Origin of the sequence: Pseudonocardia sp., from assembly GCF_050246655.1 — a bacterium.
Lineage (GTDB): Bacteria > Actinomycetota > Actinomycetes > Mycobacteriales > Pseudonocardiaceae > Pseudonocardia.
This window is the reverse complement of record NZ_JBFWVQ010000152.1, coordinates 1-11,829: the sequence shown is the minus strand read 5'-3', so window position 1 is coordinate 11,829 and position 11,829 is coordinate 1. Positions and strand designations below refer to the sequence as shown.

At 75.0% G+C, this 11,829-nt stretch carries 11 protein-coding genes; 4 read left to right on the top strand and 7 right to left on the bottom strand.

Annotated features, from left to right (window positions below; genetic code table 11):
* Together AB7J25_RS28045 and AB7J25_RS28040 are read right to left on the bottom strand one after the other, a co-directional pair.
* Positions 1-272 (bottom strand): isochorismatase family protein (locus AB7J25_RS28045; protein WP_428513909.1); only part of this gene is annotated, 272 nt, incomplete at its 3' end.
* 164 nt (positions 273-436) lie between these two features.
* Positions 437-1,351 (bottom strand): catechol 2,3-dioxygenase, encoded by a 915-nt coding sequence (locus tag AB7J25_RS28040; protein ID WP_428513907.1) that lies wholly within the window; start codon positions 1,349-1,351, stop codon positions 437-439.
* Between the two features lie 271 nt (positions 1,352-1,622).
* Here AB7J25_RS28040 and AB7J25_RS28035 point away from each other — a divergent pair, with 271 nt between their 5' ends.
* From AB7J25_RS28035 to AB7J25_RS28025, 3 genes are all read left to right on the top strand, one after another.
* Positions 1,623-3,344 carry an NAD-dependent malic enzyme gene (locus AB7J25_RS28035; RefSeq protein ID WP_428513906.1) on the top strand — a complete coding sequence of 574 codons (1,722 nt, stop codon included), beginning with the start codon at positions 1,623-1,625 and terminating at the stop codon, positions 3,342-3,344.
* A 74-nt stretch (positions 3,345-3,418) separates the two neighbouring features.
* Entirely contained in the window at positions 3,419-4,144 is a 726-nt protein-coding gene (locus tag AB7J25_RS28030) for a DsbA family protein (RefSeq protein ID WP_428513904.1), read from the top strand.
* A gap of 65 nt (positions 4,145-4,209) precedes the next feature.
* Positions 4,210-6,780, top strand: coding sequence for an HAD-IC family P-type ATPase (locus AB7J25_RS28025; RefSeq protein ID WP_428513902.1), 2,571 nt, complete (start codon positions 4,210-4,212; stop codon positions 6,778-6,780).
* On the opposite strand, the gene AB7J25_RS28020 is transcribed toward AB7J25_RS28025, so the two are convergent.
* The 3 genes from AB7J25_RS28020 to AB7J25_RS28010 form a co-directional block, all read right to left on the bottom strand.
* A complete protein-coding gene (locus AB7J25_RS28020) occupies positions 6,680-8,023 on the bottom strand; it encodes an FAD-binding protein (protein ID WP_428513900.1) in 1,344 nt (447 codons plus the stop codon). The genes AB7J25_RS28025 and AB7J25_RS28020 overlap by 101 nt on opposite strands.
* A 77-nt stretch (positions 8,024-8,100) precedes the next feature.
* The gene (locus AB7J25_RS28015; RefSeq protein ID WP_428513898.1) at positions 8,101-8,895 is read right to left on the bottom strand and encodes a helix-turn-helix domain-containing protein; all 795 of its coding nucleotides are present in this window, start codon (positions 8,893-8,895) and stop codon (positions 8,101-8,103) included.
* 21 nt (positions 8,896-8,916) lie between these two features.
* Positions 8,917-9,510 (bottom strand): TetR/AcrR family transcriptional regulator, encoded by a 594-nt coding sequence (locus AB7J25_RS28010; RefSeq protein ID WP_428513896.1) that lies wholly within the window; start codon positions 9,508-9,510, stop codon positions 8,917-8,919.
* Positions 9,511-9,603: 93 nt separating this feature from the next.
* On the opposite strand from AB7J25_RS28010, the gene AB7J25_RS28005 reads away from it, so the two are divergent.
* Positions 9,604-10,653 carry a DMT family transporter gene (locus AB7J25_RS28005; RefSeq protein ID WP_428513894.1) on the top strand — a complete coding sequence of 350 codons (1,050 nt, stop codon included), beginning with the start codon at positions 9,604-9,606 and terminating at the stop codon, positions 10,651-10,653.
* Between the two features lie 76 nt (positions 10,654-10,729).
* On the opposite strand, the gene AB7J25_RS28000 is transcribed toward AB7J25_RS28005, so the two are convergent.
* Complete coding sequence (locus tag AB7J25_RS28000; protein WP_428513892.1) at positions 10,730-11,065, bottom strand: DUF4031 domain-containing protein; 336 nt, start codon at positions 11,063-11,065, stop codon at positions 10,730-10,732.
* Between the two features lie 68 nt (positions 11,066-11,133).
* Positions 11,134-11,829 (bottom strand): pirin family protein (locus tag AB7J25_RS27995; protein WP_428513890.1); only part of this gene is annotated, 696 nt, incomplete at its 5' end.

Genomic DNA, 11,829 nt, shown 5'->3' with positions numbered 1-11,829 from the left:
GTGCCGTCGACCAGGGCGGCGCGGTCCGCGATCGGCGGGTACAGGTCGTCGTACATGCCCATGTCCGAGCCGTCCGAGCGGTGGACGTGGGCGGTGTAGACGACCTTCATGCCGTGGGTGCGGGCGAAGTCGAGGGTCTGCGCCAGTTCCTCGACCATGGCGTTCGCCTGCTTCGACTGCAGCGCCGCGCCGTCGGCGACGAAGTCGTTCTGCATGTCGACGACGATCACGGCGGTGCGGGCGGGGTCGATGCTGTCGATGGTGTACGGCATGGCGGTCCTCCGGGCCCGGGCGGTGCTGGCCGGGACGAGTCTCGTGAGCCGGGTCGCCCGGAGGACAGGGCCAAACGTGTCACACCCGAACGGACGCCCGTCCCAAGAATGAAACGGATCATGCGTCCGTCCGGGCGTGCCCGCCGGCCGGCACCACGCGTGTCTCAGGTGAAGACGGTCGTGAACCGGTCGTTCAGCTCGCGCTGGACGTAGAAGATGCCCTTGGCCAGCTGGTCGGGCGTCCAGACGTGGGTCGGGCGGTCCGGGTAGGAGAAGTACCCGCCCGCGAACACCTCGTTGCGGTTGCCCGCCGGGTCGAAGAAGTAGATCGTCTCTCCCCGGGTGATGCCGTGCTGCGTGGGGCCGATGTCGACGGAGACGTCGTCCATGGCGAACAGCTGGCCCGCCCTGAGGATCTCCGCCCAGTCCTTGAGCTGGAAGGCGAAGTGGTGCAGCTTGCCGGGCGGGCCGTCGATGAACGCGATGTCGTGCACCTGGTTGCCCGCCGAGAGCCACGTCCCGATGTACCCGCAGTCGTCGTCGAGCGAGGTCTGGACGCGCTCGGTGGCGTAGAAGTCGAGGACCTCGCAGAAGAACCGGTCGGCGAGCCTGACGTCGTCCGTGGCCAGCAGGGCGTGCTCCACGCGGGGCGCGCCGACGCCGATGAGGTGGCGAGGGAAGACGTCCGGGTTGATGGTGCCGACCTCGGTGCCGACCAGTGTCATGTCGTGGTAGAGCTCGAGCTCGTGGCGGGACGGCAGGGTGATCCGGATCCCGTCGCTGACCTCCGGGTTCTCCCCGGCCGCCATCCGCTGCACCGTGCACCCGAACTGCTCGGCGCGCTTCTCGTAGATCTCGATGTCACCGGCGTCGGCGACCTTGTAGCCGATCTTGGCCAGCCCGACGCCGCCCTCCTCGAGGACCACCGAGTGGTGATCCCACTCGTCCCAGCCCTTGTAGAACACCCGGCCCGGCTCGCTGCGGGTCTCGTAGAGCCCCATCGTGGAGCCGTAGTGCTGCTTCGCCTCCTCCAGGTCGGTGACCTTGGCGTGGACGTAACCCATCCGCAACACGCCCATGTGTTGATCCCTCGCTTCCGTCCTCTTCAGAGGTCCGTCACCCGGATCCTGCGCCCGAGCGGATACGTTCTACTGTTCGATGACGCAACGTCATCCCATAGAGGTATGCGGTCCAGGTGCACGGTCCGTTCGGCAGGGCCGGGCGAGGGACCTTCGGACCGGTCGGCGGTGGTCCGTTCCGGCATGACCACAACGCACGCAATACCGCCGGGGGCCCGTGGAGCGGTTGAATCACTGACGCCGACGGAGCCGACGGAGAGGTGGGACGACGATGACCGACCTGGGCGCGAACGGCCCCGGAGGCGGGCGACCCTACGAGCTGACCCGCGACGCGCATGGGCTGGTCGCGCGGATCTCCGGGCGCGGCGCGGTGGTGCTCGCCACCCCGGCCGTGAACCGCGGCACCGCGTTCACCCGCCAGGAGCGCCGCGACCTCGGGCTCCTGGGGCTCCTGCCGGCCCGGGTGTCGACGATCGACGAGCAGCTCCGCCGCACCTACGAGCAGTACTCGGCGCAGCCGAGCGACCTGCGCAAGTGGGTCTATCTCGCGACGCTGCGCGACCGCAACGAGGTGCTGTTCCACCGGCTGCTCTCCGAGCACGTCGCCGAGATGCTGCCGATCGTCTACACCCCGACGGTCGGGCTCGCGATCGAGCGGTTCAGCCACGAGTTCCGCCGCTCACGCGGGGTGTTCCTGTCCGTCGACCGTCCCGAGGACGTCGAGGCGGCGCTGCGCAACACCTGCCGCGGCCCGGACGACGTCGACCTGCTCGTCGCGACGGACTCCGAGGGCATCCTCGGCATCGGCGACCAGGGCGTGGGCGGGGTCGAGATCGCCATCGGCAAGCTGTCGGTCTACACGGCGGCGGCCGGCATCCACCCGGACCGCGGGATCCCCGTCGTCCTCGACACCGGCACCGACAACGTGGGCCTGCTCGACGACGACATGTACCTCGGCGAGCGCCACCCCCGGATCCGCGACGAGCGCTACGACCGGCTGATCGACGCGTTCGTCACCGCCGCCGGGAAGCTGTTCCCGCACGCGCTGCTGCACTGGGAGGACTTCGGCGCCACCAACGCGCGGCGGATCCTGGAGCGCTACGCCGCCGACACCGCCTCGTTCAACGACGACATGCAGGGCACGGCCGCGGTGGTGCTCGCCGCCGTCGTCGCCGGGGTGCGGGCCACCGGCGGGCGCATGCGCGACCAGCGGGTCGTCGTCCACGGCGCCGGGACGGCCGGGCTGGGCGTGGCGGACCTGCTGCGCGACCGCATGGTCGCCGAGGGCCTCGATCCGCGCGAGGCGACCCGGCGGTTCTGGGCTCTCGGCAGGAACGGCCTGCTCACCGAGGACCGCACCGAGCACCAGTACGACTTCCAGCGCCCCTACGCCCGCCCGGCCGGGGAGATTCCGGGCGGCTCGCTCGCCGACGTCGTCGCGGACGTGCGACCGACCGTGCTCATCGGCACGTCCACCCAGCCGGGCGCCTTCACCGAGGAGATCGTGCGCACGATGGCGGCGCACACCGCCCGGCCGATCATCCTGCCGCTGTCCAACCCGACCTCGCGCTGCGAGGCGCGCCCCGCCGATCTCGTCGCCTGGACCGGCGGGCGCGCCCTCGTCGCCACCGGGAGCCCGTTCGCGCCCGTCGACCTCGACGGGCGACGCCACGAGATCGCCCAGGCCAACAACGCTCTCGTGTTCCCCGGCCTCGGCCTCGGCGTCACGGTGGCCCGCGCGCGGCAGGTGTCCGCCGGGATGATCGCGGCGGCGGCGGACGCCGTCGCCGGGCTCGCGGACGCGACCGCCCCCGGCGGCGCGCTGCTGCCGCCGGTGACGGACCTGCGCCGCGTCTCGGCGGCCGTCGCCGCCGCCGTCGTCCGCTCCGCCGCCGACGAGGGGCTCGCCCAGGTCGCCGTCGCCGATCCGGAGCGACAGGTCGCGGAGGCGATGTGGTGGCCGGACTACCCCCGCATCGAGGTGGTGAGCTAGTACCGGGCCGGGTGCGCCCGTGGGTATCCCGGCTCACGCTGCGGGCGCGCTGCGCCGCGGCTAGCGTCGTCGGCGTGGCCGATCTCCACTTCTACTTCGACCCGGTCTGCCCGTTCTGCTGGCTGACGAGCAAGTGGGTCCGGATCGTGGCCCAGCGGCGTGCCTACGAGGTGGAGTGGCGGTTCATCTCGCTGCGCCGGGTCAACGCGCACATCGACTACGACGCCCACTTCCCGCCCGAGTACGAGGCCGGGCACACCGCGGGGCTGCGGTTGCTGCGGATGTGCGCCCGCACCCGCGCGGAGCACGGCCCCGCCGCCGTCGCGCGGCTCTACGAGGGGCTCGGCGCAAGGATCTTCGACTCCGACCCCGCAGAGGACAACGGTGCAGGGCGCGAGCGACGCGGCACGGCGCCGTTCGTCGCGCCGGTCCTGGCCGCGGCCGGGCTGCCCGCGGACCTCGCGGACGCCCTGGACGACGCCACCTGGGACGCGGTCGTGCAGGCCGAGACCGACGAGGCGCTCGCGCTCACCGGCCGCGACGTCGGCACCCCGATCCTGCACTTCCGCCCGCCCGACGGGCTGGCCTTCTTCGGCCCCGTGATCAGCAGGCTGCCCACCGGGGACGACGCCGAACGGCTGTGGGACCACGTGATCGGGCTGGCGTCGTTCCCGGGGTTCGCCGAGCTCAAGCGCAGTCTGCGGGAGCTGCCCCAGCTGCGCGCGCTGGGCGTCGCGGACGGCGAGGCGGGCGCGGTGCAGGAGTGGCACGCCGGGAGCAGGCGGCTGAAGGTCCCCTGAGGCCCGCCCACCGGCCACGGAGATCGTCGGTCTCCCGTGTCACGATCGTCACGGGAGGTGCGCGGGTGGACGTCGGGACCGAGGCCGGGGCCGGGGCGGCGATCGGGGCTGCCGTCGGGGCTGCGGGGCGCGGCCTGACCACGGCCGAGGCGGCACGGCGCCGCCGCCTCGGCGAGGCGAACACGGCGGTCCGCTGCGGCTCCCGCGGCTACGCGACCATCCTGCGCACCAACGTCTTCTCGTTCTACAACTCGATCCTCTTCGCCATCGGCGCCGCCCTGCTCGTGCTGGGCCGCTACAACGACGCGCTGATCAGCGTCGGCCTCGGGCTGATCAACGCGGTGCTGAGCGCGGCGCAGGAGATCCGGGCCAAGCGCAAGCTGGACGGGTTGCGGCTGCTGGACCGGGCACCGGTGCTGGTCGTGCGGGACGGCCGGGAGGTCGCGGTCGACCCCGAGCAGGTCGTGCGCGGGGACGTGCTGCGGCTGCGGGCGGGCGACCAGGTCGTCGTGGACGGGCCGCTGCTCGACGGCGGGATCGAGGCGGACGAGTCGCTGCTCACCGGCGAGTCCGTCCCGGTCGTCAAGGAGCTGGGAGACGAGCTGCGCTCCGGCAGCCTGTGCGTCGCGGGGGACGGCCACCAGCTCGCCCGGGAGGTCGGTGAGGCGAGCTATGCCGGGCGGCTCACCGCGCAGGCGCGCCGCTCCACCACCGACAAGACCCCGCTGCAGCGGCGGATCGAGTTCGTCGTCCGGCTCGTCATGGCGCTCGTGGTGCTGATGAGCGGGGCGATCCTCGCGCAGGCCGCGCTGGAGGGGTTCACGCTCGTCCGGGTCGTGCAGATCACCGCCGTGCTGTCGGGCCTGGTCCCGTACGGCCTGTTCTTCCTCATCGCGCTGGCCTACACGGCCGGGGCGGCGGGGATCGCGCGCAGCGGCGCGCTGGTCCAGCAGGTCAACGCCGTCGAGTCGGTCAGCAGCGTGTCCGTGGTGTGCACGGACAAGACCGGCACGCTCACCACCGGCCGGCTCACCCTCACCGAGGTGGTGCCGCTCGGCGGGCACGCCCCGGGGGACGTCCGGGCCGCGCTCGGGTCGCTGGCCCGCAGCACCGCCGCGACCAACCGCACCGCGGAGGCGCTCGCGCAGCTTCCCGGCGAGGCGTGGCCGGTGCGCGACGAGGTGCCGTTCACCTCCTCGCTGCGCTGGTCGGGGGTGGCGACCGCCGAGGGCGTGTGGGTGCTCGGGGCGCCCGACACCCTCGCCGCCCGCCTGGACCGTGCCCTGCCCGGCGAGGTGCTCGCCGCCCGCACCGGGCGCGGCCTGCGCGTCCTGCTGCTCGCCAGGGCGACGCACCGCGACGCCGGGCTGCGCGACCCCGAAGGCCGCCCCGCCCTGCCCGATCTGGAGCCGGTCGGCATCGCCGTCCTCGCCGACGACCTGCGCCCGGACGTGGCCGAGAGCATCGCCCGCTTCCGGGCGCAGGGCGTGGCCGTCAAGGTCGTCTCCGGCGACGATCCGCGCACGGTCGCCGCCCTCGCGGTCCTCGCCGGGCTGGAGGCGGACGAGCCGGTGAGCGGGAGCGACATCGACGCCCTCGACGATCCGGCCCTGGACGCCCTGGTCGCCGGCACCACCGTCTTCGGCCGGATCGCCCCGGAGCAGAAGGAACGGATCGTCGCCTCCCTGCGCCGCACCGGCCACCACGTCGCGATGATCGGGGACGGGGTGAACGACGCCCGCGCCCTCAAGCGCGCACACGTCGGCGTCGCGATGCGCAGCGGCAGCCCCGTCACCCGCGACGTCGCGGACATCGTGCTGGTCGACGACTCCTTCGCCGCCCTCCTGCCCGCCCGGCAGGAGGGCCGCCGGATCGTCAACGGCATCGCGGTGTCGATGTACGTCTTCCTCACCCGCGTCGCGACGCAGGGCCTGGTGATCCTCGCGGTCACCCTGCTCGGCCTGGGCTTCCCCTACTCCCCCACGCAGGTGGGGCTCACCCTGCTCACCGTCGGCGTCCCCACGCTGTTTCTCACCTTCTGGGCCCGGCCCGAGCCGCCGGACGAGCACCTGCTGGCCAACCTCGCCCGCTTCGTGATCCCGGCCGCGCTGATCACCGCCGCGTTCGGGGCCGCCGTGTACGCCTTCCTGTACCGGCGGGTGTCGGAGGGCCTGTCCAGCGGGCGCACCCCCGCCGAGGTGACCGCCGCGTTCGAGAGCTACACCGGCCTGGCCTACACGGACGCGGACTTCCTGGAGGCATCGGCCACCATCGGCGCCCAGACGGGCCTGTCGACCTACGTGTGCCTCGCCTCGTTCGTGCTGATCCTCTTCCTCGCCCCGCCGTCGCGGTTCTTCGCCGCCTGGAGGCCCCCCGTCGCGGACCGGCGGCCCGCGCACCTCGTCGGCGGGCTGGTCCTGGTGTTCGCCGCGGTCCTGTTCGTGCCTGCGCTCTCGGACTACTTCGGGCTCACCGGGCCCGCCCCACCCGTCTTCGTGGCGGTGCTCCCGGCGCTGGTGCTGTGGTTCGGCGCGCTCACCGCCGCCTACCGGCTGCGGCTCCTGGACCGGATCCTCGGCCTGGAGCAGCTGCCGCGTCCCCCACCGACGGGCGGAACACCTCGTAGCCCGGGGTGAGCACGCCGTCCGGATCGTGGCGGCGGCGGGCCGCGGTGAGCGTCTCGTGGACGGGGCCGAAGTGCGCCCGCCAGTCGTCCGCGGACATCGGGAAGGCGCTCGCCGGGTAGAGCGTGCCGCCCGCGGCGCGCACCCGGTCGTACACGGCGCGGTTGGCCTCCGGCATCGGCGCGGCCGCGGCCCCGGAGGCGGGGAAGCGCACCAGGTTGAACTGGACGCACAGCTCGTCGTCGGGCAGGCGCAGCATCGGGGTCCGCACCGCGGCCCGCGGGATCGGGGAGAGCACCACCCTGCCGAACCGGCCCAGGTCGGCCGGGGCGAGCCAGGCCAGCTCCCCCGCCACCAGCTCGTCGGCGGTGCGGTCCGGCAGGAACGTGGTGAGCCACGGGTGCGGTTGCTCCCACTGCCCGGCGGCGCGCAGCGCCCGTTCCAGCGGGGCGAGCCGGTCGAGCCAGGTGAGGTAGGGCAGCGGCTCGACCGGTTCGGGTTCCCCGGCGAGGCCCGCGAGCGCGGCGGGGTCGTCGCGGTCGGCGACCACCTCCAGCTGCGGCGTCCAGCCGTCCGGTCCGGCGACGACGGCGCCCTGCACCGCGAGCAGCCCGCCGTCGGCGAGCTGGCCGACCAGCCGGCGCTGGTCGGCCAGCAGCGCCGCGACGTCGCGGTAGGCCAGCAGGTGGCGGTACGCGGTCACGGGCGCGCGGACGAGCGCCAGCGCCACCCGCGTCGTCACCGCGACCTGGCCAAGGCCGGCGCGCACGACGTCGAACAGCGCGTCGCCGGACGCCCAGCTCGCGACCTCCCCCGCGCCCGTCACCCCCTCCAGCGCGGTGACGGCGTCCGTCGCCGCGCCGTGGCGCGCCGTCGCCGCCCCGATCCCACCGACGGCGAGCGTGCCGCCGACCGAGAGATCGAGGTAGTCGGGCAGCACCGCCGGGACGAGCCCGCGGGGCAGCGTGGCGGCGAGCACCTCGCGCCAGCTCGCGCCCGCCTCGACGACGACCCGCTGGGCGGTGACGTCGCCGACGGCCCGCAGGCCCGTCATGTCCGCGACGATCCCGTCCGCCACCAGGCCGCGGCCGAACACCGAGTGCCGCCGCCCCTGCGCGGCGAACCCGACCCCCTCTGCGGCGGCAGTGCGGATCCCCGCCGCGAGCTCCGCGGGCGAACCGGGCGACAGCACGGTCCGCGGCGTGCGGTGTATCAGACCGCCGAAGTCACGGGCGGGGTCGGCGGCGAACGGCATCGCAGCTCCCTGTGCGGCGCTCGGCACCGCGGGCCGGGTCGGACGGGCTGGCACGGCGGCGACGCTAGGCGCGGGCCCTACCTCGGGTCTTGGACGCGCTGCACCTCGCGCGCGAAAACCGTCGGGGTGGTGCCCGCGAACGCCCGGAAGTCGCGGACCAGGTGCGACTGGTCGGCGTAGCCTGCGTCGGCGGCGATCCGCTCCCAGGCGGGCCGGTCGGGCCGCTCCGCCCGGCGCAGCACGCCGTCGAACCGGACGAGCCGGGCCGCCGCGCGCGGCGGCAGGCCCACCTGTCTGCGGAACATCGTGATCAGGTGCTTGTGGCTCCAGCCGGTCTCCTCGGCCAGGCCCCGGATCGGCACCCGCCCGCCGGAACCGGTGAGCCGCCGCCAGGCGTGTGCCACCTCGGGCGCCGGGCGCGGGCCGTCGGCGATACGGCGCAGCAGGAGGCGGTCCAGGAGCGCGAACCGGCCCGTCCAGGTCGGCTCGGCGTGCATCCGCTCCGCGATCTCCCGTCCGGCGCCGCCGAGAAGGTCGGCGAGATCGACGGTCCGGCCCCGCAGGTGGTGCAGCGGCACGCCGAGCAGCGCGTACGCCGCGGTCGGGGCGAGCCACGCCTCGGCGTACGCCGGTGCGCACCGCCCGACCGGCACCTCGAAGGCGTCGTCGGGGCCCTTGACGAACGCGGGCGGGCGGTGCGCGGACTCGCCCAGCCGCACCACCACGGCGACTGCGGCCGTCGCCGGGATCACGAACTGCCGCGGCGCCGCTCCGTCGGCGAACCCGGTGTGGGGGCGGATGAGCAGCGGCCGCAGCCCCGGTGGGGCCGTGGCCGTGACCCGAGGCGATCGCGTTCGTGCCGGAGCGGTCATCGCGACCTCCAGCGTGCCACGTCAGGGCGCGGCGATGCGGTGGGCGAGCCAGGCCAGCCGGTCCGCGATCGCGGCAGGCGGCAGGTGCTCGCGCTGGTGGCGGTAGAGCTCCGGGGCGAGCGGGGCGAGGGCGACGTCGCTCAGCTCGGCGGGATGCGGGGCGCCCGCCTCGGCGAGCAGCACGCGGACGTGGGCCGCCCAGAACCCGTAGGCCCCGGTGGTGAACCGGGCGGCGCCGCTCTCGGTGGCGCGCAGCAGGTGCCCGCAGCGTTCGAGCAGGTCGACCATGGCCCGGTAGAAGGCCGCGAGGCGCTGGGCGGGCGGGGCGCCGGGGCCGAGCGGCGGCGGCCCGTCGAGGAGGCGTTGCTGCAGGTCGCGCTCGTGGTGGTCGAGCAGGGCGACGGCGATCGAGCGGAGATCCGGGAAGCGCCGGTAGAGGGTCGCGCGCCCGACTCCCGCCGCGCGGGCGACGTCCTCCATCGTCACGTCGGCCGGATCGCGCTCGCGCAGGAGGGCTTCGGCCGCGGCGAGCACCTGGGCACGGTTGCGCGCGGCGTCGGCGCGCTCGCGCCGGGGCGGCGGCTCGCCGGCAAGGGGGATCTCCCGGGTCGCCATGGGCGGAGCCTACGGCGGGAATGAACTGGACGCTCCGTCCGTTTGTCGGTCCATGACTACAACCGGACGACGTGTCCAGATCGGTGGTGCGGCGTGACCCCCGTCCTCCTCGCGAGCGCCCTGCTCATCGGTGGCCTGCTGACCGTGCAGGCCGCCGCCAACGTCCAGCTCACCCGCGCGGTCGGCACGCCCTACGGGGCGTCGACGCTGCAGCTGTGGCTCGCGGCGGCGCTGCTCGGCCTGCTCGGCCTCGCGGGCGGCGGGCTCGGCGCGCTCACCGGCGTGCTCGACGTGCCCGCGTGGTGGCTGCTCGGCGGGCTCGCCAGCCCGCTCTACATCACCGCGGGGATCCTGCTGGTCCCCCGCCTCGGCGCGCTCGCCGCAGGCGGGCTGTTCGTCACCGGCCAGGTGCTCGCGTCCGCGGCGCTCGACCTGACCGGTGCGATCGGCGTGCCGCAGCGGCCCCTCGGGATCGGCATCGCCGCCGGGACCGTGGCCGCGCTGGCCGGGATCGGGCTGGTGGTGCGGGGCGGGGCGCCCGTCAGGGGCGGTGGCTCGGCCTCCGGTGGTGCACCGACCACACTCCCTGCCGCGGGCGGCTCCCGGGCCGCAGCCCTGCCCGCACGCGGTGCGCGGGCCACGACCACGACGGGGCATCCGCACGCCGCAGGTCGCGGAGCCCGGCGCCTCGGTACGTACGGCTGGCCGCTGCTCGGGCTCGCCGCGGGGGCGGCGCTGCCCGTCCAGGGCGCGGTCAACGCCCGGCTGCGCACCGCGCTGGACGACCCCTTCGCCGTCGGCCTGACGAGCTTCACCGTCGCCGCGCTGGCGATCTCGGCCGTGCTCGCCGTGCTGCTCGCCGTCGGCGCCACGCCCGCTCCGACCGTTCCGTCCTCGACCATGCCCTGGTGGGGTTGGCTCGGCGCCGCCTGCGCCGCCGCCTACGTGACGGGCACGTTCCTGCTCATCCCGGCCGTCGGCGCGGCGGTGACGGTGGCACTGACCGTCACCGGGCAGCAGGTGGCGTCCGCGGCCGTCGACGCCCGGGGGTGGCTGCGGCTGCCGCGACGTCCGCTCGGGGCGCGCAGGGCGGCCGGGCTCGCGCTGCTCGTCGCGGGATCCGCCGCGGTCCAGCTGCTCTGAGCCGAGCCTGCACCCCCACGTGGTGACCGGGGTCCCCGTCGAGAACGACGTTGTGCCGCGCGGAGGGGCCTGTTGATCAGCGCAACGTCGTTCTCGACGGCAAGCCCGCCCGCAGCGCCGCTCGACGGGCCAGCCGCATCCGTCCGCCCTCGTGCGCGGTGATCTCCACCGCCCCGGCCGCGACGGCGCGCGCCCGCGCCTCCTCGGTGAGGTCGTAGTGGTCCTTCGTCGGGTCCGGGCTGCCGTCCCCGGGACGGCGCCCTGGCTGGAACCACGCCCGCCGCAGCCCGATCCGTGCCGCGAAGACGTGCAGCTCGGCGGGGTCGTCGGCGTCGCTCACGAGGTGGCACCACCGCGACGTCACATGCCCGACGGTCGCCGGGACGTACGCGTCGTCGACGTAGACCGTCACGCCCGCGACGGTAACCCGGACCGGTCCGCGGGGGCGACGCCGCCTCGCCTACCCCGGCCTACCCCGGCCTACCCCGTTCGCCCCCGCGACCGCAGCCGCACCGACGGCAGCGCGGGCGCGCGGAGCCGATCGCCGGCGTAGCCGCGCACCTCACCGAAGCGGGGATCACCCGCGTTCCACTGCTCGCGCGCCGCGACGACCGACCGGTGGTCCGGCCCCACGAAGTTCCACCACATGACGAACCGCTCGTCGAACGGCTCCCCGCCGAGCAGCAGCAGGCGCGCGGGTTCGCCGGCCGCCAGCGGCAGCTCGGTGCGCCCGGTGCCGAGGTAGAGCAGCGGGCCGCGCTCCAGCGACTCACCGTCCACGCTCGCGTCGGAGCCGTCCAGGACGAGCACCGCGTGCTCCCACTCCGGGCGCAGCGGCAGCCGGACGTCCGCGCCCGCCTCCAGCACCATCTCGGCGCCGACGATCGGGCTGTACGCCTTCGCGGGCGACCGCGCGTCGCCCAGCTCGCCCAGGAAGACCGTGGCGGTCGCGCCGCCGCCGCGCAGCGCCGGCAGCTCCGCATGGTGCTCGAACGCGGGCATGGCGTCGCGGTGCTCTGCGGGCAGCGCCACCCACAGCTGGACGCCGTGCAGCGTCGGCGTCCGGTCCTCGGGACTCTCCTCGGAGTGGGAGATGCCCCGCCCCGCGGTCATCAGGTTCACCGCGCCCGGGACGATCGTCTGCAGGCTGCCGAGGCTGTCCCGGTGCAGCACCTC